Raw genomic sequence first — 22,730 nt, 5'->3', positions numbered from 1 at the left:
TTCTTATTTCTCTATTTTTAGAGCCAAGTACAAGGGATAAAAATACGACTAAAGTTATAGTAGTGGAAAATTACTCTTTAATTTTTATTAAAAACAATAAGATAATTAATTGTAACTAAGTGTACACATGTACATTAATACATTCGTCAGTTTTTGCCATAGTGAATTAAAAAATGAGCATTTTGGTCAATTTATTCAGCTGTATTTTCGGCATATTTGCTGCTTTTAGCACATTAGAATAAATTTTATGCAAGCTAGGTAAGTTTATGTGGCAGTTGAGTATAAAAAATGCCCATTTCAGGGTGTGAAATGGGCATTGATCAGATCGTTATCTACTTAGGAGTCGGAAATTTTCAGTCCAGATAACCATGAACGTAATGAGGCCGGTTTCAGCGGTTTTTTCAGCAGAACAATGTTTAGCTCTTTTAGACGTTGCGGCAATTCCGGATCGGAATCGGCGGTAATCAACGCGACCGGAATATCCTTCGAACGATGTTCCAGAATGAAATCCAGACCGATCTTGTCCTGATTCAGATGTTGATCCACCAGCCAGACCTGAATATTTTCCTGCTGAATCAGCATGGCTGCTTGCTCAGGTTCGGTGGCTTTAAATACCTGATAGCCCCATTTGGTCAATAAGGTCGACATGCCTTCCAGAATGGTTTCATCATTATCCAGACACAGAATCTTAAAGGCCTTGCTCTTTAAAGGTACGGCCTGAACCGGTGCTGCGACAACTTTTGGTGCTTGGATCACAGGCACTTCAATCATAAAGCAGGAACCTTTACCCAGCGCAGAAGACACATGTACCGGATAGTCCAGCATGCTGGTCATGCGTTGTACGATCGCCAAACCTAGGCCCAGACCCTGTTCACCCCAAGGCGAGGTGTGGCCGCAACGTTCAAATTCCTGAAACAGCTTGATGCGCTGTTCTTCGGCAATGCCGGGTCCGGTATCCCAGACACCAATGCGGATATGATTCGGTCTGCTACTCGAACGTAACACACCCACCACCACTTTACCTTTGGCGGTATAACGCAGGGCATTGCTGACAAAGTTCTGGATAATCCGGCGAATCCATTGCGGATCGGTATCAATCCAGAACTGTGCATCATGCACACTGAACTTGATAACACGCTGTGCAGCGATGGATTTGAACTGGAGTTCCAGATCGCTGAGCAGGTCATGCAGCGGATAAGCCTGACGTTTCGGCTGAATGGTCCCGCCTTCCAGTCGGGCAATATCCAGCAGGGCAGACAGCATGCTTTCTGCACCATGCAGGGCACGATCCAGTTGCTGCAAGGTCTTGCGGTCTTCGTCATTTTGCACGCTTTGTTCGAGGGCGGTACTGAACAGACGCGCAGCATGCATTGGTTGCAACAGGTCATGACTGGCGGCGGCAATGAAGCGGCTTTTCGACATATTGGCTTTATCCGCCTGTTCCCGCGCCAGTTGCTGCTCGGACAGGGCATCGGCCAGCTGCTGGGTACGGTCCTGAACCCGGGCTTCAAGTACGGCTTCATTTTCACGGAAAGCTGTAATGTCTGCGAAGGTCGTTACGAAACCACCGCCTTCGATCGGATTACCGCGCATCTGAATCACCCTGCCATCTTTACGAATCCGTTCAAATTCATGGGCACTGCCGACCTGCATCCAGTGAATCCGTTTCCGTACATGTTCTTCAACCGAGCCTGGGCCACATTCACCACGTTCAGCATTATAACGGATCAGGTCGGCGATCGGACAACCGACATAGACAATATCGGTCGGATAATCGAACAGTTTCAGATACTGATTGTTCCAGGCTACCAGGCACATATTTTCATCAACTACGCTGACCCCTTGGGTCATGTGATCAATCATGGTCATGATCAGGTTCTGATTGAAGCGTTGCCATTGCGAGGCCTGATCGAGAATATTGGCGACTTGACCCAATGCCAAACCATTGTTGACCATTGCCGTAGTCAGTAGGGTACGTGCCGAAGCGGCCCCGATAGTTCCGGCCAGATACTGTTCGGTGAAACGCCACCACATGCCATTGGCACTGCTGTTTTCATTCAGCTCAACACTGTTTTGGGTGCAGAACTGCTGGAAAGCGCGTGTGGTTGGGCCTTCGCCGGTAATGCGTTTAGCTAGGGTAATCAGATCACCGACTTTTAAACGGGCGACATCCTGATGCGAATAGCTGACCTCGTTAGAAGGACTCTGCGAGGGTAGTGGCTTGGTTTCATAATAGAAGAAACTTTCGGCCTGAATCTGTTCGGCAATACTTGGGCGGAAAATACGGGAAATCCAGATATACAGTAGGGTATTTAAGCCCAGTGCCCAGACTACTCCATGCGTGAGCGGATCAAAAGACTCAAAACCGATCAGGGCTTCCGGTCTTAACCAGTTCCAGCCAAAAGGACCTTGATTCAGCAGGCTTTGACTAAAGCTGCTATAGGCTTCGGGCAGGCTGCGCAAAATGGTCGGAAACAGCAGGGTATAAGCCCACAAGGCAAAACCGGTCAACAATCCGGCATATACACCCTGTTTACTGCCGCCACGCCAGTACAGGCCGCCGATCAGGGCAGGGGCGAATTGTGCCACCGCACTAAACGCCAACAGGCCAAAAACTGACAGCTGGTCAATATCATTAAAGAAGTTGAAGAACAGGAAGCCCATCAACATCACACCCAGGATACAGACCCGGCGGGTAAATTTCAGCACCAACGGCAAGCGTTTGTCATGCCGGGAAATCAGCTTTAAACGCCACAACGCCGGCATGATCAGGTCATTGCTGAGCATAATTGACAGTGCCACGGAAGACACCAGCAGCATCCCGGTAGAGGCAGAGAAACCACCCAGAAATGCCAATAAGGTCAACCAGTCCTGATTATAGCTAAGTGGTAAGGACAGGACCGCCACATCCGGAATGGCCAGATATTGCGGTGCAGCATGTAGCGCCCAGCTGGCAATTGGAATAATCGCCAAGGTAGTCAGAATCAAATAAACTGCAAACCAACGCCGCGCACCACGAATATGTTTTTCATCACGTAGCTCAACCACAGCTACATGGAACTGACGCGGCAGGCAAATAATCGCCAGTGCCGCGAGCAGGGTCTGAATCCAGAAACTTTGTGGCACGCCAAACAGTTGTACATCATGAAAAGTAGTGCTGATATCGCTACTGATCTGTGCCAGATTTTCTGGTGCTTCAAACATAAAGAAACAGGCAACTGCCAGCAGGGCGAAGAGTTTGACAAAAGACTCAAATGCCACGGCCAGCATCAGGCCGCCATGCTGTTCAGTATTGGCAATCTGCCGGGTACCAAACATCATCGCCAGTATTGCCAGAACCCCAGTCAGAAACAGTACGCCATTGGTCGTGCCGGTTACACCTGCGGAAGGTTCTAGAATGACGGCGGCACTTAAGGCAATGGCACGTAACTGCAAGGCCAGATAGGGCACAATCGCCACTACCGCCAGAATGGTTACCAGCGAGGCGAGGGGACCACTTTTACCATAGCGTGCTGCGACAAAGTCAGCGATCGAAGAAATGGCATGATGCTGCCGCACCCGTCCCAGACGGCGCCAGATGTCATAGCCGACGGCAACGAAGAGCAGGGGACCCAGATAGATCGGCAGGAAAATAATCCCTTCACGTACCGCAGCACCCGTGGCGCCATAAAAGGTCCAGGAGGAGCAGTACACTCCTAAAGTTAAACTAAACAATAGCATGCGCCCACGGGTACTCAGCCGGCTGGCATGTTTTTCCCCGTAGAAAGCGCAGATAAAGAGTAATGCGATATAGAGGGCGAGTACCCCTATGATGAGCCAACTGTTCATATAGCCTGATGTGTACTGAGCATGCCGCTATGATAACGCATCGTGAACGCTACAGTTTAAATTGATCATTTTTTAACGACCAAAGTCTAAATTACAAACACCTACGATTATTGTTAATTTGCAACAGTGATAATTCGAATTAAAAAATAGGCAGCCCAAGGTTGGGCTACAGGAGAGTAATTATGGATGAGGTACAAGTAGATCGAATTCTACAAAATCCAAAATTCAAGGAAATGGTCCGCAAGAAAAGTACGCTCAGCTGGACGTTGACCGGCATTATGCTATTTGTCTATGTGGGTTTCATGTTGCTGGTTGGTTACAACAAAGAATTTCTACTGTCTTCAATTTCAGGTGGTGTGACCACGTGGGGTATTCCACTTGGTCTGGGTATCATTGTCCTGTCGTTTATCTTGTGTGGTGTGTATTCCTACATTGCCAATAACAAACTTGATCAATTGACTGAAGAAGCAATCCGTGAAGTCGAAGCGATTGCGCATGAAAAAGGACACCACTAAGATGAAATGGAATTCTCTTATTGCCCTGGCGACCACGATAGTGGCTTCAGGCGTTGCATTCGCTGGTCCCGATCTGGGTGCAGCAGAACAGCAGGCGACCAACTGGCACGCGATTATCATGTTTGTGATTTTCGTAGGTGCTACGCTGTTTATTACCAAATGGGCAGCAAAACAAACCACCAATACTAAAGACTTCTATACTGCCGGTGGCGGTATTTCCGGTTTCCAGAATGGCCTGGCGATTGCCGGTGACTATATGTCAGCTGCATCGTTCCTGGGTATTTCCGCGATGGTATTCCTGTCCGGTTTTGATGGCTTGCTGTATTCACTGGGTTTCATGGTGGGCTGGCCGATTGTATTGTTCCTGGTGGCAGAACGTCTGCGTAACCTGGGTAAATACAACCTGTCAGACGTAGTGTCTTTCCGCTTGCAGGAAAAACCGGTACGTACCTTGGCTGCTTTAAGTTCACTGGTTGTGGTCGCGTTCTATCTGATTGCACAGATGGTGGGTGCAGGTCAGCTGATCAAACTTCTATTCGGTCTGAACTATAACATTGCAGTCGTGATCGTTGGCTTGTTGATGATGGCCTACGTGATGTTCGGCGGTATGTTGGCAACCACTTGGGTACAGATCATCAAGGCGGTGATGTTGCTGTCTGGTGCAACCTTTATGGCATTCATGGTTATGAAAGGTGTGGGCTTCAGCTTTACCAACATGTTTGAACAGGCGATTGGTGTCTACTCAAAAGTACATGATTTGAGCCTGACAGATGCGACCAAAATCATGGGTCCGGGTAGTCTGGCATCTAATCCGATTGATGCGATTTCTTTAGGTCTGGCATTGATGTTTGGTACCGCAGGTCTACCACATATCCTGATGCGTTTCTTCACGGTAAAAGATGCCAAAGAAGCGCGTAAATCAGTCGTAGTTGCTACAGGTTTTATTGGTTATTTCTACCTATTAACCTTCATCATTGGTTTTGGTGCGATTCTATATGTATCGAACAACCCGCAATTCCTTGATGTTGCGAAAATGGCTGTGACTGGCAAGCTGGAGCTGGTGGGTGGTAATAACATGGCGGCGGTGCACCTGTCTGATGCAGTGGGCGGCGACCTGTTCATGGGCTTTATTTCTGCAGTTGCATTTGCCACGATTCTTGCAGTGGTTGCAGGTTTGACCCTGTCAGGTGCTTCAGCAATTTCGCATGACTTGTATGCCAACGTGTTGAAGAAAGGCCAAACCACGCCTGAATCGGAACTACGTATGTCTAAGATTGCGACTTTAGGTCTTGCGATCTTCGCGATGATTCTCGGGATTCTGTTCGAGAAACAAAACGTAGCCTTCATGGTCGGTCTGGCATTCTCTGTTGCGGCATGTGCCAACTTCCCGGTACTGGTATTGTCTATGTTCTGGAAAGGCTTGACGACACGTGGTGCAGTGATTGGTGGTGTTGCAGGTCTGGTAACCGCAGTAACCTTGATTGTGCTGTCTAAAGCAGTATGGGTCGATACTTTGGGTATTTCTGATACGCCAGTGAACCCGTTCAATGGTCCTGCAATCTTCGCGATGCCATTGTCATTCTTGTGCTGCTGGTTGTTCTCTGTGACGGATAATTCGGCACAGGCTCAGGCAGAACGCAAAGCCTTTGATGCGCAGTTTGTACGCTCACAAACCGGTATTGGTATCTCAGGCGCATCGGATCACTAAGATCTGCGCTACGCTAAAAAAGCCCCGTCAGGGGCTTTTTTTATGGAGATATCATCAAGTTTTTTCTTTAGGATAAATGCCGTATTGCATTGAGCTGGCTGGATTTGTGCAGTGTTATTTCAGTAATTTTCATACAAATCGTATATCTGCAAGTGGCTTTGAGGATGCTATGTTAAAAGCTGTTAACAATAACAATGTATTCCCTACATGAAGATAGTAACAAGAAGAGCAACAAGAAGGGCATTATGAAGCAATCTCTGCAGCAGTTCTGGAACAGCTTTACCCATTTGCCTTCGGCATGGCTGTTGTGCCTGCAATTGCTGATCTTGCTCTTGTCGGTATTGAGTTATGAAAGCGTGTCTTATCGGGCGGGAACTTGGGTACTCGGTGTTCTGGTTTTACTGGTGATTGCCAGAGTCATTCGCCAGACTCCGATGTTTACCATTTTAGGACTCAGCTTTGTCGCCGGCGCAATTCTCTTTTCCTCCCTGATTGTGCTGGGACTGCGTTATACCTGGATCCATGTCACCGCCCACCTGTTTGAAGCTGGTGCTTATTTTAGTGCAGCCTATGGCCTACTGCGTTATATGTTCCATGACCGCTATCTTACCAAAGATGAACTCTTTGCCGCTGGAGCGGTATTTACCTTACTGGCCTGGGGCTTTGCTTTTCTTTATAGTGTCTGCCAGTTATGGGTGCCTTACAGCTTTTCAGATCCTGACTTGCAAGCCCATCAGCCTTGGTTGGATTTGATCTTTCTCAGCTTTAGTGTCCAGTCCGCCACGGGCTTGTCGGATGTGATGCCGGTCAGTCCGCTGGCACGGATGCTGGCAATTATCCAGATGTTTGTCGGGGTGATGTATTTGGCCCTGATTGTTTCTCGCCTGATTGCTTTACATTATATTTCCCATCTGCCTAAACAAAATAGTGCAGAAAATCAACATAGAAGTCCGGATGAGTAAGAGACAACCCTTGGAATGATCGGGTTACAGTAACTTCACTGCTTTATTCGTCTTTACATTTTAAAATGTTGAAAATCAAACGTATCTATTACAGCAGTAAATTCTGCGAGATCGTTTGTACTTGTCAATAATGATGTAAGCCTCACGGCAATTCAATTTATTAAAAATGGGGGATGTATGCCTTCCACAAAACCATCTTGGTTTGCCAATATCAATCCAAATGTTTTTATTAGTACCGTCACGATTATTGCGATTTTCTTAGCTTTAGTCGTCTTTGCACCAGATGCTTTTTCACTGCTGACCCAGCAAATAAACCAGTGGATTACCAATTCCTTTAGCTGGTTCTATGTATTGTCAGTGGCATTATTTCTGATCATTCTGATTTATATTGCCCTGTCAGACATGGGTAAAATCAAACTGGGGCCTGATCATAGTCAACCGAAATATAGCAGTGCCTCCTGGTTTGCGATGTTATTCACCGCAGGGATGGGGATTGGACTGATGTTCTTTGGTGTGGCCGAACCGGTGATGCATTATGTTACGCCACCTGCCGGTGAACCGGAAACTGTGCTGGCTGCACAGCAATCTATGCGGGTGACCTTTTTCCACTGGGGTTTACATGCCTGGGCAATTTATACGCTTGTTGGCCTGTCGCTGGCTTATTTCGCTTATCGGCATCAATTACCTTTAAAAATCCGTTCGGCCTTGTATCCGCTGATCGGTCAAAAGATCTATGGCCCAATTGGAGATGGCGTGGATACCTTTGCCACCATTGGTACGGTATTTGGTGTCGCCACCACACTGGGTTTCGGGGTCACACAGATCAATTCAGGTTTGAATTACCTGTTTGGTGTGGAACAGGCCCCTAGCACTCAGGTGATCCTGATCATTGTCGTGAGTGCCATGGCAGCGACTTCCGTATTTTTTGGATTAGATAAAGGAATTAAACGTTTATCTGAACTAAATTTGGTGCTTGCACTGCTGTTGCTGATCTTTGTCTTTGTGGCAGGTCCGAGTATTTATCTGTTACAGACGACTATTCAGAATGCCGGCCAGTATGTCTCTAATCTGTTTAGCATGACCTTTAATCTGTATGCCTATCAGCCAAGTGGTTGGATTGGCGGCTGGACCATCATGTACTGGGCCTGGTGGATTTCCTGGTCGCCATTTGTCGGGATGTTCATTGCCCGGGTCTCGGAAGGGCGCAGTATTCGTGAATTTATCGTGGGTGTATTGCTGATTCCGACCGGATTTACCCTGATCTGGATGGGTTTTATGGGCAATGCCGCACTGTACAGCATTATGCATGAAGCCAATACTGGCTTATTAGAGGCAGTTCAGCGTGATTCATCAGTGGCCCTATTTGAGTTTCTGAACAATCTGCCTTTCAGCTCAGTGACCAGCATCATTGCAACTTTACTGGTCATGCTGTTCTTTGTGACTTCTGCCGATTCAGGGGCATTGGTGACTGATTATCTGACAGCGAAAAGTGATAATTCACCGACTTGGCAGCGTCTGTTCTGGACCGTACTCATGGCTTTATTAGCCATCATCCTTTTGCTGGCCGGTGGCTTAGAGGCCTTGCAATCGGCCACGATTATGAGCGCTTTGCCATTTACATTTATTATGCTGCTGATGTGTTGGGGATTAATCAAAGCCCTACATCTGGATGTCACCAAAATGCATGCACTGCAAGCCGCACGGATTACCCCGCGTGCGATCCAGAATCCACGCAGCTGGCAACAGCGCTTAGGCCTGATCATGCATTATCCGCATACTCAGGAAGAGGTGCAGCAGTATATTCACAATACGGTGAATAAGGCATTTCTCAGCTTTCAAAGTGAATTGAAACGGCGCCGATTACATGTAGCGATTAGCCCGCTAGAAGACGGTATACAGCTCCGTGTTGATCATCAGGATGAAATTAATTTTATCTATCAGGTCAATGCCACTCAGACTTTAAGTCCAAGCTTTATGGCTGAACTAGAGAATGCGAGCGTAGATTCCTATCAGGCAGAAGTCTTTTTAAGAGAAGGTGGGCAGGGTTATGATGTGATGGAGTGGACGCAAGAAGATCTATTGCAGGATATCATTGATCAATATGAACGTCATTTGCACTTCTTAAGTCTGGTACGTACGCCTGAGTAAACAGAGTCATAAAACAATAAAAAAGGACGCAATATGCGTCCTTTTTTGATTCAGAATCTAATCAGAAATTAGAAACGGAATTTGGCATTTACGCCGATCGTTTGAGTATCACGAACTTGAGCAGTTTGCGCAAGATTTGCTTCGTAGTTAGCATTTACATAAGATGCGCCAACTGCAACAGCAGGAGTAATGAAGTAGTTTACGTTCGCGCCCCAAGCTTTGTCTGGAGAACCAGCAAAGCTAGATTCCATATAAGAAGCACCAACGCTTAACTGTGGGTTAAGGAAAAGAGTTGTACCTAAGTTGTAGGCAGTATCTTCACCATAAACTAAACCGCTTTCAAAACCAATTGACATGTTAGTACCGTCAATCGCGCCTACATATTTAGTGCGGGCAGTGATTGCATCTTGGTCTTCATCAATTGTTTCAGATTCTAAGCCAGCTTTAACAACACCATTAGAAAGAATGTTGAATGCATCATAAGAAGTTTGGTCAGCAACGCTAGTATAACCCACAGCCACCAAGAAGTTAGGAGCAACTAGAGCACCCAGTTCTAATGCATAGCGGTCGCCATTGTCATCATTTTCAAGTGCATTTTTGCTGTCATTAATGGTGTGGTTATAAGATGCACTTGCATAAGCAGGAACAAGTTTAGTCGGGATATATGCTTCAGCTTTAGCACCATATGTATGAGAAACGATGTCTAGACCCGCTTCATCATATTCGCCATAGTTATATGCTAAAGAAACATTAGATGCTTGGTTTAAAAAAGCAGCTTCAGCTAAAGGACCTTTAGAAGCATCAACATTGTTGAAGTAGTAAGTACCTTGAACCGCACCAGTGAAATTCTGTTCATTCGCAGTGTTGTCGATGAACTCTGACTGACCTTGAACTTCAAATTGATATGCTTGAGCACCGGTCATGGCTAATAATAAAGCAGTGGCTAAACCGAGTTTTTTCATGATATTTACCGTTTTGTTACAAGATGTGTGCAACTTTGGAACACATTGTATTGTAACAATTTATTAAGTCAATCCAATTCGAAATCGCTATTTTTTTAAGCTAAATCATTGTATTAATTTTGTGTAAAATTAAAGTATTAGGCTCGGAAGCCATTTGAGATAAAAACTCTTGTATAACAAAAAGCTAGACTTTGAATATAGATTTTTGACTAAAGATTAAGGAGAAATTATGTTGTTATTTAAATCATTTAATACGATTGAATTTAATATAATTATCTATTAAAACAATTAAAAATAAGTGAGCTAATTCATAAATGTGTCAAGAAGTGCAAGATGTCTGGCGCATCAGGTCTTTGATTGGATTGCTTGATTTTAGAGCATAATCAGCTTGGGTCTTAAAGTGGATGTCTGTTTTTTGAGCTGAATGGGCATATTTTATAATCTTGACTGAAGCAATCGACTTTACATTTTTAGGGGAATTTTACATAATATGGAAATCAAGTTAGAGTTCACACTTTCATAGTGATTTAGCCTGATTCTCCACAATTTTTTGTTTTATCGCCCAGCTTTCCCCAAGGTTGGGCTTTTTTTTGTCTAGCATTTTTTATTTCAGATCATTCTATTTCTGAAAAAACCATCAACTCAAAACAAGATGAAGGAAAGAAATATTTTAATAATTTAAGCACTAAAATAGTGCATATTTAAAGGTGAAAATATCGACCTAAAATTCAATAGCTAAAAAAAACCCCGATTTTCATAGAAAATCGGGGTTTTTTCGCCAAAATTTGCGGGTAAACTAAAATATCTGCTGAGGAATAATTTAACTCGCCCTAATGCGGTGCATTATGCACCTATTTGTTGCAGGTGTAAATAGTGCGGAAAGCAAGTTTTTATATTTTTTTAGCTGCTTAAATTCCTTTGTTTTTGTAAGACTTTATAGGGAATTGTAGTCACGAAACCCTGTATTAACATTTCAAATGAGCCAACTTAAGTATCTGAAAAATAATGGATGATAAAAATTCATTAAAAACATAAGTGAAGTAAGACTAAAGGCTTTAAGACCCTCCTGTTTTATTTGTATAATAATCACTCTATTTAGCTTTGCTTGTCATCTTGGGGCGTAATACAACAGCATGAATACCTTACGCTCTGAGTGGATCAGTAAACGTTTGTACTGGTCGATGTCGATTATTATTTTATGTTTGCTCTGCATCTGTATTCCCCTAATTGTGAGTAGCAGTCAAAGTTATTTAAAATCCAGACAAACCTATCAACAATTGAATGCATTACAGCAGGTCGCTGATCTGGCAAATAAAATTTCGCGTGAGCGTGCGCCTGCCAATAAAGCCATGTCCAGTTCGGTGCAGGAATTTGCCCAGCATCAGCAAGAGTTAATCAGCTATCGTCAACAGGTGGATCGGCAATTGTCCCAGACCGCGGATGTCTTGACGGAGGTCGGGTTTAACAACCTGAGTCAGCAACTTTCACAGCTTGAAAATAGTTTGAAAAAAGGACGTGCACAGGTTGATGCCTATACCCGGATGCCACGTCAGCAACGCAGTGCGCAAGAGCTTGATCAGGCAATTCTGGCCATGTTTGCTGCCTGGGAAAGTTGCCGTGAACTTTTGCGTGACGTGGCGGTGGCTTCAGATAGCTCATCCACCCCTCTGAATAACTATATTAGCCAGATTCTATTTTTATCAGATTTACGTGATCAGGCGGGGCGGGTTGCCTCGTCTATCATGGCGCATGTGACTTTTGAAGCGCCGCTTCCCACTGAAAATATTACCCGCTCTTTACAGACCCAACATCAGGTGCGTTATTTGTGGGCCTTGATTGATACCATTCAACCTGCTCAAGATAAAACAGAGGAATTCGTCCGTTTACATCGACGGGTAGAAACCGAGTTTATTCAGCAGGGCTTACCCATTGTGAGTGAGCTGATCAGTGACAGTCTGGAACAACGTGACTACCGTTTGAGCGGAACAGAGCTGACTGAAGCGATCGTAGATAAATTTGCGACTGTGATAGATCTGCAAACTTACCTGCTGCAATACAGCAGAGATGCCGCTATTCAAGAAATGAACAGCAATATGCAGCGTTTGATCTGGAGCGTGTTGGTATCGCTGATTTCATTACTGACCGCGATTTCAACCATGATTTTTGCACGTAAACAGGTATTCCTGCCGCTGATTCAGGCACGCCGCATGTTGTTGAGTTTGTCTAAAAACTCGGGTCGTCAGAAAATTGATATGCGGCTACGTGAAGTGAATCATTCAGATTCTTTATTTGCGGCCATTCAGAAATTGCAAAAAATGTTGCAAGAACGTGATGCGCTAGAATTTCGTTTAAAGAATATTGCCCATTCCGATTCTTTGACCGGATTATCCAACCGTTTCGCGCTGGAAGAATATATCCGTTTTATGGAAAATCAGCCGGGTCAATTGAGCCAAACCTGTTTGATGATTATTGATATTGATCACTTTAAACAGGTGAATGATCAATATGGGCATATTATTGGCGATCAGGTGATTCAACTGGTGGCCGAGCGTTTACAGGCCAATGTCCGTGCTACAGATTTGCTGGTGCGTTATGGGGGCGATGAATTTCTGGTATTGATTGAAAATATCCAGATGGAGCAGGCATTGATTGTGGCTGATAAAATCCGCGCTGAAGTGGCTGAGCGTCATATTGTGACTGCAGCAGGAGACGAGATTCAGATTTCGGTCAGTATTGGGGTTGCCATTGGTGCCGTGTCCTGGATGGCTTTATTGTCAAATGCAGATGATGCTTTGTTTGCAGCAAAGGCCAAAGGACGTAATGCGGTGGCAGAGGTTTAGTTCAAAAGACTGTTTTCTCTACTTTTGAACTGCACAAAAGTAGCAAAATGCATTTGTTCGACTGATGCTAAGTCCCTTTAGCACAGTCGAACGGGCGACATCCATGTCGCCAGTCATGTGATCTAATTTGGATGATCTCTGGTTTTGTCGATCAGATAGTTAATAAAATTTGTGCAGGCAACAAGCATAAATTTTGCATCGATATAAGAAAGATTTGATTCGTCTAACATTGCATGGCGAATACCATCTGCATCGGATGTATAACCATATAAAGATTTAATACTGGCTTTTAATGCAGGATGTATTGGATATTGTTTTTCAATTTGACCAATTGCATCACCTAAAGTTACTTTGTCCTTCTTTAATATTTTTTGACACATACCTTCTAATGCCGAAACAGATTCTTTAATCGAATTTCGATAATCAGGGCTTTGACGATCTGAGAGCAACTTCAAAGCTTGATTTAGATGTTGTTGAACACCTGAATATGGATTTGTACTTTCTAATGCTTCTTCGATGGATTGGATTTCTTGTTCTGAGGTGATAAGAATGATTTTATTCTCAATAATTCGATAAGCACTATTTTCTCTTTCTAAAACAGCATTTATGAGTTTTATAAGGGTCTCTCGATGTCTAGTTTTTTTCCAATCAGATGGCAAATGGTCGATAGTAAACTCAATAAGATCGTAAATTTCATACCATTTTAATTGATTGAAAAAGTGTTGATATATATCCTTTTGAATATTGGAAACAGTATTTGGCATTTCATCGAGTGGTTTTTTTAGAAAAGTGATCCAATAAGCTCTAAAAAAAGTGTATAGATTATAATCTTGTATATTTGGCCATGATGAATGTTTGGTAAATTTTCCTTGTTCAATAATGATTTGTTTAAAAATATTCCAAATGGAATTCTTCAAAGCATCATCCATGCTTTCTTTTTGAATGACTTCTCTAACAGGTTTATAACCATATCTTTCTGAAAAGCGCATTTTGTTCCCCCAACAAATTTAAGAATAGATTTATTTTTTTAATCCACCCTAACCCTCCTTTGCGAAAGGAGGGAATTTCTCCTCTTTATCAAAGAGGAGGCTAGGAGGAGATTTTTATTTCAACAACGGCTTCAAGAATTTACCCGTATGTGAAGCTTTGACTTTCACGACCTGTTCAGGCGTACCTTCCGCAACAATCATACCACCACCCGAACCACCTTCAGGGCCTAAATCCACCACCCAGTCGGCAGTTTTAATTACGTCCAGATTATGCTCAATGACCACGATGGTATTACCCTTGTCACGGAGCTGATGCAAGATGTCCAGCAGTTTGGCAATATCATGGAAATGCAGACCCGTGGTCGGTTCATCCAGAATATACAGGGTTTGACCGGTATCGCGTTTGGCCAGTTCACGTGCCAGTTTGACACGCTGCGCTTCACCACCGGAAAGCGTGGTCGCAGACTGACCCAGACGGATATAGCCCAAACCGACCTGATGTAATGTTTCCAGACGACGGTGAATGACAGGAATTGCATCAAAGAAATGCATCGCATCCTCAACGGTCATCTGCAACACATCAGAAATATTTTTGCCCTTATAGTTCACTTCCAGCGTTTCACGGTTATAACGTTTACCATGACAGGCATCACAAGGCACATACATATCCGGCAGGAAGTGCATCGCCACCTTGATCATGCCGTCACCTTCACAGGCTTCACAGCGGCCACCTTTCACGTTAAACGAGAAACGACCGGCAGCATAACCGCGTGCCTTGGCTTCTTGCGTCTGTGAAAACAGTTCACGAATCGGGGTAAATAGGCCGGTATAAGTCGCCGGATTGGAACGCGGGGTACGTCCAATCGGACTCTGGTCAATATCCACCACTTTGTCGAGGAACTGTAAACCATCAATCGATTCAAACTTTTCCGAAGTTAAAGTGGTGGCACCATTGAGCTGGGTCGCCGCCAAAGGTAACAAAGTCCGGTTAATCAAGGTCGATTTACCTGAACCGGACACCCCGGTAACACAGGTCATAATACCTAAAGGAATGGTCAGATCGACTTTTTTCAGGTTATGCCCGGATGCTCCCATCAGCTTGATCTGTTCTTTAGGCTTAGGCGGTTGAATCCGTTTTTTCGGCACTTCAATTTTTAATTTTCCGGATAAATATTTTCCGGTCAGCGAGTCCGGATTGGCCAGAATTTCATCATACGTTCCTTCGGCAATCACATGCCCACCATGCACACCGGCACCCGGACCGATATCAATAATATGATCGGCGGCACGAATCGCATCTTCATCATGCTCGACCACCAAGACGGTATTGCCCAGATCACGCAGACGGATCAGGGTCTGTAACAGACGGTCGTTATCACGTTGATGCAAACCAATTGATGGTTCATCCAGCACATACATGACGCCCATCAAACCGGCACCGATCTGCGAGGCCAGACGAATTCGCTGCGCTTCACCACCAGACAGAGTTTCAGCTGAACGTGACAGGCTGAGATAGTTCAGGCCGACCGAAACCAGAAAGTGCAGACGTTCACGGATTTCCTTGAAAATCTTGTCAGCGATTTCACCACGTGCACCTTCCAGATGAATACCTTGATAATAGCTTTCAGCATCGCCAATCGACATACGGGTAATGTCAGCAATGGTCTTGTCCAGAATTTTCACATTACGCGAAATTTCATTCAGACGTGAACCATCACAGGCATCACAGGCAGCATTGGATAAATACTGCGCCAGATCATCACGCACATAATTACTTTCAGTTTCACGATAACGGCGTTCCAGATGCGGCAAAATCCCTTCAAAAGGAATGACCCGATTATGACGTCGGCCACGTTCATCGATATAACTTAGATCAATTTTTTCTTTGCCAGTGCCGTACAGAAATTTTTTCTTGGTGTCAGCATCCAGTTCATTCCATGGAGTTTCCAGAGAAAAACCAAAATGCTCGGCGACTTTCTGGATCATGCTGTAATAATACGGACGCTGACGGTCCCAGCCACGAATCGCGCCTTGGCTAACGCTGACTTCAGGATTGGGAATCAGTTTATCGGCACTGAAATGGCTGCGGGTCCCCAGACCATCACAGACCGGACAGGCACCAAAAGGGTTGTTGAACGAAAATAAACGCGGTTCCAGTTCAGCCACTGCACGGTCACATTCCGGGCAGGAGTGTTTGGCTGAAAACACACGATCGTTATGCTCGCCCTTCATCCAGGATAAAATCGCGATATCACCACCTAAACGTAGCGCGGTTTCAAAACTTTCTGCAATGCGGTTACCTAAGTCATCACGGACTTTAAAACGGTCCACCACCACTTCAATGGTATGTTTTTTCTTTTTGTCCAGTTCAGGTGGCGGATCAATTTCCATGATCTCGCCATCGACGCGGGCGCGGACGAAACCCTGGCTTTGTAGCTGTTCAAACAGCGCCGTATATTCACCTTTACGTTCACGCACCACCGGTGCTAATAGTAAAAGAGCAGTGCCTTCTTCTAATGCTTTGACTGCATCGACCATTTCAGTAACCGTTTGTGCCACCATCGGCAGATCATGTTCAGGACAGAACGGTGTACCGACACGCGCATACAGCAGGCGTAAATAGTCATAAATTTCGGTAATGGTACCCACGGTCGAACGCGGGTTATGACTGGTAGATTTCTGTTCGATGGCAATCGCTGGACTCAAGCCTTCAATAGAATCCACTTCCGGTTTTTCCATCTGGGAGAGGAACTGGCGGGCATAGGCAGACAGCGATTCCACATAACGGCGCTGACCTTCGGCATATAAGGTATCAAAGGCAAGCGAGGACTTTCCTGAACCAGACAGTCCCGTAATCACCACAAACTTGTCGCGTGGTATATCAAGGTTCACATTTTTCAGGTTATGGGTACGTGCGCCTCGAATACGGATGTGGCTTTGGCTCATGCAAGGATCCTAGAATATTCATCAAAAACCCTTATATGATACCGGATGAAAAATGTTCAAGTGCAAATAAAAGTATTTTAAACGTCAAGTTATGTCGGTGATTGGTCAATTCATCACAACATTAACAAACGCAGTAGTCGATTGCCTAAATATTCACAATGATCATGTACAAGGCCAATACCTAATAAGCCATTGCATAATGGCGTTCAAAGATAGACTCGATCTCTTCAAAGCAGCGTTCACGTGACACATCATGATGCAGACGTGCATAAAAATTGACTTCATTTTCCAGAATGTGCAGAAAGTCCTCATAGTCTTTTTGGAAAAAATCCAGGTCGAGCAAATCGTTACGTCGCGCCTGATGACAGCGATACTTTTCAATAAATTTCAGCAGATGTTTCTGGATATGCGTGTTGGTATGGTAAATCAGATAAGTCGCTGCCGAGCTACAATCTGGACAGCCTTGTTCCAAATAGATTTCTTCATTATTGAGCCAGCAACATTGCAGGGTAAAAAATGCCCGAATCGCTTCGGTGCCTAAAGTGTGCATATCATCTGCCTCTTTCCGGGATTGATTTTATTAATTGATAATTATTCTCAATTATTGTTCGGCAATTTGGGGCTTATAGCTAGGTCTAGCGTACCGGCCAGTTCTATCCTTGTTTTTTTCAGACTAAGCCGTTTTTATGATCGGTTTATGACAGTAGAAATTTTTTGATCAGCTATAACCAAAAAGCCCTATCTTAAACAGGGCTTTTTTTATTCGTCCGTCTTATTCATCCAGACCAGGCCACTGGCGTTGCTCAAAGGCACTGTCCCAGAACAACCATTCCAGACGGGCCGCATGCGTATAAGCTGCATGCATTTTTTCTAGTGTATCGGCATCAACACGCGCCGCAACACGGTCAACGGTCGCAATCACATTCCGCACCGCAGTGTGGAATTCTTCTCCTGAATAGGTATCCACCCAAGCCTGATACGGATTATTCGGCGCAGAGTTGTCGACAATATCTTTGCCAACTTCGGCATAAATCCAGAAACAAGGCAGCAACGAGGCCAGCACCACCGGGTAGCTTTCCGACCAGGCGGTCGAAGTCAGATAAGAGGTATAGTGATGACACGCCAAAGTCAGCGGGGTATTTTCAAACTGCTCTTTGCTAATGCCGAAATCTTGCATAAAGCCATCATGCAGGCTACGTTCCACCACAATCGCAATTTTGGCTGCCTCGGCAAACTGGATTACATCGTCCGCTTCAAAAGCTTTGGCGGCACACACGGCCAGTGCACGGCCATAGGCCAGTAAATAATGCGCATCCTGAATCACATAATGACTAAAGGCTTCACGGCTTAAAGTACCTTGCGCCAGTTGCTGATTAAAGGGCAGGGCCAGGGTCTTCTGATAAAGTCCGAGATTACGTTGCCATACCTCTTGTGAAAAACTCATGCTGAAAATCCTTCGCAGTTCAAGTTAAACCATGCGGCACTATAGCAAAGATCGGGCTGTTTAAAAGATCGGCAAATTTTAAAAACAGAAAATAAGATAAAACAGCTCAGGAAGTGCTTTGGTTTATGCGCTAAAAGTTTCATAATTAGCTTAACTTTTCCTATTCGTATAGCTGCTCTCTCGCAGCCATACATTTATTTAATTTATCCAAGGTCGTTGTGTATGTTGAAACATTTTGGTTTCTCGATTGCATTTTCGATCGTGTGTCTTGGTTTGTCTGCGTATTGGGGTTATACCCATGGTCCTGACGCAGGCCTGCAAACCATGCTCACAGCGCTGACCATTACCGCTATTCTGGCGATTATGGAAGTGTCGTTGTCCTTTGATAACGCGGTTGTCAATGCCTCAGTCCTACGGGGTTGGGATCATTTCTGGAAAATGCTGTTCCTGACAGTCGGTATTCTGATTGCAGTCTTCGGGATGCGTTTGATCTTCCCAGTGGTCATTGTTGCAGTGACTGCAGACCTGGGCTTTATGGAAGTAGTACGTCTGGCCCTGAATGATCCGAAAGAATATTCAGCACGTTTAATGGCACATCATCCTGAGATTGCTGCTTTTGGTGGTGCTTTCCTGTTGATGGTATTCCTGAACTTCTTCCTGGATGAAGAAAAAGACACGCATTGGTTCAGACGGGTGGAACGCCGTCTGTCCAATCTGGCCAATGTGCCGGCGATGTCGGTGTTTATCGCACTGGTAGCCTTGTTAATTATGGCAGCCAATGTCGATGAAGCTAAGCGTCTGGCAGTGACTATGGCGGGGATCTGGGGCATCGTGATTTATATCGGGGTGCAGGTTCTGAGCCATATGCTCGGTGGTGAACCGGAAGTCGATGAAGAAGGCAATGCCATTCGTCATGATGAAAATGGCGTACCGACAGGTGTAGTGAAAGCCGGTATTGGTGGTTTCCTCTATCTAGAAGTCCTGGATGCCTCTTTCAGTTTTGATGGCGTGATCGGTGCCTTTGCGATTACCTCAGACGTGGTCATCATCATGCTGGGTCTGGCAATTGGTGCGATCTTTGTCCGTTCAATGACGATTTATCTGGTTGAGCAGGGCACATTGGATGCTTATATCTACCTGGAACATGGTGCGCATTATGCCATCGGTGCACTGGCTTTCATTATGATTGCCAGCGGAACCGGTCTGCATGTGCCAGAAGTGGTAACCGGTCTGATCGGTGTAGCCTTTATTGTCTGGGCAGTATTTGCCTCGATTCAATACAAAAAGCGTCAGGCGGCTTTAGACAAATAAAGCGCTGTTCCTGAATAAAAAGCGTAGCTCCTGCTGCGCTTTTTTGTTTTTAGATTGGCATCATCTTTATTTCAAATAAAATTCATGTCTTATTAATGAGCTGAATGTCCTATAATCTGGGCTCCAGATTAATTAACCCAATCGCCATAATTTATGATGAATGCTTTAGAACGTCGTTCAACCTTTGCCCTGAGCAGTATTTTTGCACTGCGCATGCTGGGGTTGTTTATGATTATCCCGGTATTTTCTGTGGCAGGGCAGGCATATCAATATGCGACGCCTGCACTAATCGGTTTGGCGGTCGGGGTCTATGGTCTGACCCAGGCACTGTTACAGATTCCATTCAGCCTGATTGCGGACCGTTATAGCCGTAAGCCACTGGTGGTTTTAGGGCTGCTACTATTTGCGCTGGGCGGTGCAATTGCGGCCATGTCGGACACCATTTATGGCGTGATTATCGGCCGTGCAATCGCTGGTGGTGGTGCGGTATCCGCTGTGGTGATGGCACTGCTGGCAGACGTTACCCGTGAAGAAAACCGCATGAAAGCCATGGCAATGATGGGCATGAGTATCGGCCTGTCCTTTGTGGTGGCCTTTAGTCTGGGGCCTTGGCTAACGGGTCTGGTGGGCATCTCTGGGTTGTTCTGGGTCACCACGGTGATGGGCCTGGCGGCGATTGCCATGCTGTTGATGGTGCCGAAAGTCACGCGGCATCATAAAAACTTTCAGCAGGGCTATCTGGCACAGTTGAAACAGGTAATCAAAATCGGGGATCTGAATCGTCTGCATGTGTCGGTCTTTACCCTGCATTTATTGCTCACCGCCATGTTTATCTATGTGCCTTCACAGCTGATCGAATTTGCTGATCTGCCACTTTCCAGTCATGGCTGGGTATATTTGCCGCTGTTGGTACTGAGCCTGTTTTTTGCTTTTCCGAGTATTATCCTGGCAGAAAAATACCACAAAATGCGCGCGATTTTTCTGGTGGCCATTACCGGTATTATTCTGGGTTTAATGGTGATGGCATTTGGTTTTGAATCCAAATATGTCTTGCTGATTGGTCTAGGGTTGTTCTTCATTGCCTTTAATGTGATGGAAGCCCTGTTGCCGTCTTGGTTGTCGAAAGCGGCACCGATCCAGTCCAAAGCGACGGCAATGGGCGTAAATGCCAGCAGCCAGTTTTTAGGGGCTTTCTTTGGCGGTATGATTGGCGGACAATTGCTGCTGCTAAACAATACCTCGATGGGCTGGAGTATCCTGACAGGAATCGCGATCATCTGGCTGCTGATGAGTTTTGGCCTGGCTCAGCCACGCTATCTGTCATCGCTGGTGTTGCGTTTGCCGGAAAGCAGACAAACTGACGAATGGACTTCTCAGCTTTTGGCGATTCGTGGTATTGAAGAGGTCGTGGTGATGTCTGAACAGCAAGTTGCCTATGTAAAAGTCGATAAACAGCAGATTGATGATGCTTCGCGACAACAATTAACGCACTTGTTGGGTAAAGAGGTAGCCATTTAAGCATAACTCTTATAAAGTAAAATACAGAAATATATAGGAAGTAAACGGCAAATGCGTGGTGTAAATAAAGTTATTTTAGTGGGTACTTTGGGTAAAGATCCGGAAACCAAAACTTTTGCAAATGGTGGCTCTCTCACTCAATTTTCGATCGCAACCAGCGATTCGTGGACAGATAAAAGTACCGGTGAACGTAAAGAACAAACGGAATGGCACCGTATCGTGTTGCATAACCGTTTAGGTGAAATTGCGCAGCAATATCTTCGTAAAGGCTCAAAAGTATATATTGAAGGTTCATTACGTACCCGTCAGTGGACTGACCAGAATGGTCAGGAACGCTATACGACGGAAATTCGTGGTGAGCAAATGCAGATGCTAGACTCTAGCCGTCCTCAAAATGATCAGGGCGAGAGCAGCTTTAACCAGCCACGCTTTAATAACAATAATCAGGCGAACAACAACCAGGGCGGTTATGGTAATAACCCGCAATCGGGTTATGGTTCAGCACCACAGCAAGGCGGTTTTAACAACAACCAGGGCGGCGGTTATGGCAATAATAACCCGAGTGGTTTTGCGCCGAAATCTGCACCTGCTCCAACAGCAGCGCCTGCAGTAGATCTAGATGATGACTTACCTTTTTAATTTATTAGAACGGTAAATCATCATTAAAACCCACCTGAATACGGTGGGTTTTTTATGTCTTGAATATTTGTATTGAGTTTGCATAAAGCCCGACTTATTAAAAGAATCATAAATCTTAAAACATCAGGTTGCTTTTGATCGGAACAACTCTGCATCGAGAAAATAAATAAGATGAACAATACTCATAGAAATTTATGATCTAAAAAAGCGATCATTTTTATAAAAACTTGCGGTTTTACCTATTTCGAAATTTTTCGTATTCTAGCTTCACAAGATAAGCAATCCCAGAAATAAGCCAGAGGAAATATCTCATGAGTTTAATCAATACTGAAATCCAACCATTCAATGCAACTGCTTACCACAATGGTCAGTTCATTGAAGTTTCTGAGCAAGACCTGAAAGGTAAATGGTCAGTGGTGTTTTTCTATCCTGCAGATTTTACCTTTGTTTGTCCAACTGAATTAGGCGATCTTGCTGATCAGTATGCTGAATTCCAGAAAATGGGTGTAGAAATCTATGGCGTGTCTACCGATACTCATTTCACTCATAAAGCTTGGCATGATACCTCTGACGTGATTGGTAAAATCCAGTATCCATTGATTGGTGATCCAACCTGGACTTTGTCTAAAAACTTCGAAGTACTGATTGAAGCTGAGGGTTTGGCAGATCGTGGTACTTTCGTGATTGATCCAGAAGGTAAAATCCAGATCATTGAAATCAACGCGGGTGGTATTGGCCGTGATGCACAAGAGCTTCTGCGTAAAGTGAAAGCTGCACAATATGTACATGCGCACCCAGGTGAAGTTTGTCCGGCAAAATGGAAAGAAGGTGAAGCAACACTTGCTCCATCAATCGACCTGGTGGGTAAAATCTAATTCAAACCTAGTTCTTTGAAGCAAAAAATCCAGCACAAGTTGCTG

At 44.9% G+C, this 22,730-nt stretch carries 15 protein-coding genes; 9 read left to right on the top strand and 6 right to left on the bottom strand.

Translation table 11 applies throughout. The features are described from left to right. Window positions 1-336: 336 nt before the first annotated feature. Entirely contained in the window at window positions 337-3,828 is a 3,492-nt protein-coding gene (locus tag NI470_RS04560; RefSeq protein WP_253147819.1) for a hybrid sensor histidine kinase/response regulator, read from the bottom strand. A 182-nt stretch (window positions 3,829-4,010) separates the two neighbouring features. Between NI470_RS04560 and NI470_RS04555 the strand changes: the two genes are divergently transcribed. The 4 genes from NI470_RS04555 (at window position 4,011) to NI470_RS04540 (ending at window position 9,161) form a co-directional block, all read left to right on the top strand. Next, window positions 4,011-4,343: a DUF485 domain-containing protein gene (locus NI470_RS04555; protein WP_086044221.1), complete on the top strand. Its 333-nt coding sequence runs from the start codon at window positions 4,011-4,013 to the stop codon at window positions 4,341-4,343. A gap of 1 nt (window position 4,344) precedes the next feature. Then, on the top strand, window positions 4,345-6,051 hold the full coding sequence (locus tag NI470_RS04550; protein WP_004729195.1) for a cation acetate symporter: 1,707 nt from the start codon (window positions 4,345-4,347) through the stop codon (window positions 6,049-6,051). A gap of 245 nt (window positions 6,052-6,296) precedes the next feature. Then, on the top strand, window positions 6,297-7,013 hold the full coding sequence (locus NI470_RS04545; protein ID WP_253147818.1) for an ion channel: 717 nt from the start codon (window positions 6,297-6,299) through the stop codon (window positions 7,011-7,013). A gap of 177 nt (window positions 7,014-7,190) precedes the next feature. Next, window positions 7,191-9,161 (top strand): BCCT family transporter, encoded by a 1,971-nt coding sequence (locus NI470_RS04540; RefSeq protein WP_253147817.1) that lies wholly within the window; start codon window positions 7,191-7,193, stop codon window positions 9,159-9,161. A 68-nt stretch (window positions 9,162-9,229) separates the two neighbouring features. Here NI470_RS04540 and omp33-36 read toward each other — a convergent pair whose 3' ends face one another. Further along, complete coding sequence (gene omp33-36 / locus NI470_RS04535; RefSeq protein WP_253147859.1) at window positions 9,230-10,123, bottom strand: porin Omp33-36; 894 nt, start codon at window positions 10,121-10,123, stop codon at window positions 9,230-9,232. A gap of 1,133 nt (window positions 10,124-11,256) precedes the next feature. On the opposite strand from omp33-36, the gene NI470_RS04530 reads away from it, so the two are divergent. Next, complete coding sequence (locus NI470_RS04530) at window positions 11,257-12,963, top strand: GGDEF domain-containing protein (RefSeq protein WP_253147816.1); 1,707 nt, start codon at window positions 11,257-11,259, stop codon at window positions 12,961-12,963. A gap of 122 nt (window positions 12,964-13,085) precedes the next feature. Here NI470_RS04530 and NI470_RS04525 read toward each other — a convergent pair whose 3' ends face one another. The 4 genes from NI470_RS04525 to tenA all read right to left on the bottom strand — a co-directional run bounded on the left by NI470_RS04525 (window position 13,086) and on the right by tenA (window position 18,342). After that, the gene (locus NI470_RS04525) at window positions 13,086-13,952 is read right to left on the bottom strand and encodes an AbiJ-NTD4 domain-containing protein (protein WP_253147815.1); all 867 of its coding nucleotides are present in this window, start codon (window positions 13,950-13,952) and stop codon (window positions 13,086-13,088) included. A gap of 114 nt (window positions 13,953-14,066) precedes the next feature. Next, the gene (uvrA, locus tag NI470_RS04520; protein ID WP_253147814.1) at window positions 14,067-16,898 is read right to left on the bottom strand and encodes an excinuclease ABC subunit UvrA; all 2,832 of its coding nucleotides are present in this window, start codon (window positions 16,896-16,898) and stop codon (window positions 14,067-14,069) included. Between the two features lie 181 nt (window positions 16,899-17,079). Continuing rightward, window positions 17,080-17,448, bottom strand: coding sequence for a hypothetical protein (locus tag NI470_RS04515; RefSeq protein WP_004729209.1), 369 nt, complete (start codon window positions 17,446-17,448; stop codon window positions 17,080-17,082). 222 nt (window positions 17,449-17,670) lie between these two features. Further along, window positions 17,671-18,342: a thiaminase II gene (gene tenA / locus NI470_RS04510; RefSeq protein WP_044111376.1), complete on the bottom strand. Its 672-nt coding sequence runs from the start codon at window positions 18,340-18,342 to the stop codon at window positions 17,671-17,673. Window positions 18,343-18,564: 222 nt separating this feature from the next. Here tenA and NI470_RS04505 point away from each other — a divergent pair, with 222 nt between their 5' ends. From NI470_RS04505 to ahpC, 4 genes are all read left to right on the top strand, one after another. Continuing rightward, window positions 18,565-19,653: a DUF475 domain-containing protein gene (locus NI470_RS04505; protein WP_004647275.1), complete on the top strand. Its 1,089-nt coding sequence runs from the start codon at window positions 18,565-18,567 to the stop codon at window positions 19,651-19,653. Window positions 19,654-19,806: 153 nt separating this feature from the next. Next, on the top strand, window positions 19,807-21,171 hold the full coding sequence (locus tag NI470_RS04500; RefSeq protein ID WP_035340698.1) for an MFS transporter: 1,365 nt from the start codon (window positions 19,807-19,809) through the stop codon (window positions 21,169-21,171). 51 nt (window positions 21,172-21,222) lie between these two features. Beyond that, window positions 21,223-21,810: a single-stranded DNA-binding protein gene (gene ssb / locus NI470_RS04495; RefSeq protein WP_004647277.1), complete on the top strand. Its 588-nt coding sequence runs from the start codon at window positions 21,223-21,225 to the stop codon at window positions 21,808-21,810. Window positions 21,811-22,121: 311 nt separating this feature from the next. Further along, window positions 22,122-22,685, top strand: a complete 564-nt coding sequence (gene ahpC / locus NI470_RS04490; RefSeq protein WP_004647278.1) for an alkyl hydroperoxide reductase subunit C — start codon at window positions 22,122-22,124, stop codon at window positions 22,683-22,685. The last annotated feature ends 45 nt before the right edge of the window (window positions 22,686-22,730 follow it).

It is taken from the genome of Acinetobacter lwoffii (genome assembly GCF_024129115.1).
Classification (GTDB): Bacteria; Pseudomonadota; Gammaproteobacteria; order Pseudomonadales; family Moraxellaceae; genus Acinetobacter; species Acinetobacter lwoffii_T.
Note: the sequence above shows the minus strand (reverse complement) of the source record. Positions and strands in the feature narration are given on the sequence as shown.

Bases quoted from the DNA above. Each gene is read 5' to 3' on its own strand.
- NI470_RS04560 (WP_253147819.1), bottom strand. From the start codon at position 3,828: ATGAACAGTTGGCTCATCATAGGGGTACTCGCCCTCTATATCGCATTA.
- NI470_RS04555 (WP_086044221.1), top strand. From the start codon at position 4,011: ATGGATGAGGTACAAGTAGATCGAATTCTACAAAATCCAAAATTCAAG.
- NI470_RS04550 (WP_004729195.1), top strand. From the start codon at position 4,345: ATGAAATGGAATTCTCTTATTGCCCTGGCGACCACGATAGTGGCTTCA.
- NI470_RS04545 (WP_253147818.1), top strand. From the start codon at position 6,297: ATGAAGCAATCTCTGCAGCAGTTCTGGAACAGCTTTACCCATTTGCCT.
- NI470_RS04540 (WP_253147817.1), top strand. From the start codon at position 7,191: ATGCCTTCCACAAAACCATCTTGGTTTGCCAATATCAATCCAAATGTT.
- omp33-36 (WP_253147859.1), bottom strand. From the start codon at position 10,123: ATGAAAAAACTCGGTTTAGCCACTGCTTTATTATTAGCCATGACCGGT.
- NI470_RS04530 (WP_253147816.1), top strand. From the start codon at position 11,257: ATGAATACCTTACGCTCTGAGTGGATCAGTAAACGTTTGTACTGGTCG.
- NI470_RS04525 (WP_253147815.1), bottom strand. From the start codon at position 13,952: ATGCGCTTTTCAGAAAGATATGGTTATAAACCTGTTAGAGAAGTCATT.
- uvrA (WP_253147814.1), bottom strand. From the start codon at position 16,898: ATGAGCCAAAGCCACATCCGTATTCGAGGCGCACGTACCCATAACCTG.
- NI470_RS04515 (WP_004729209.1), bottom strand. From the start codon at position 17,448: ATGCACACTTTAGGCACCGAAGCGATTCGGGCATTTTTTACCCTGCAA.
- tenA (WP_044111376.1), bottom strand. From the start codon at position 18,342: ATGAGTTTTTCACAAGAGGTATGGCAACGTAATCTCGGACTTTATCAG.
- NI470_RS04505 (WP_004647275.1), top strand. From the start codon at position 18,565: ATGTTGAAACATTTTGGTTTCTCGATTGCATTTTCGATCGTGTGTCTT.
- NI470_RS04500 (WP_035340698.1), top strand. From the start codon at position 19,807: ATGATGAATGCTTTAGAACGTCGTTCAACCTTTGCCCTGAGCAGTATT.
- ssb (WP_004647277.1), top strand. From the start codon at position 21,223: ATGCGTGGTGTAAATAAAGTTATTTTAGTGGGTACTTTGGGTAAAGAT.
- ahpC (WP_004647278.1), top strand. From the start codon at position 22,122: ATGAGTTTAATCAATACTGAAATCCAACCATTCAATGCAACTGCTTAC.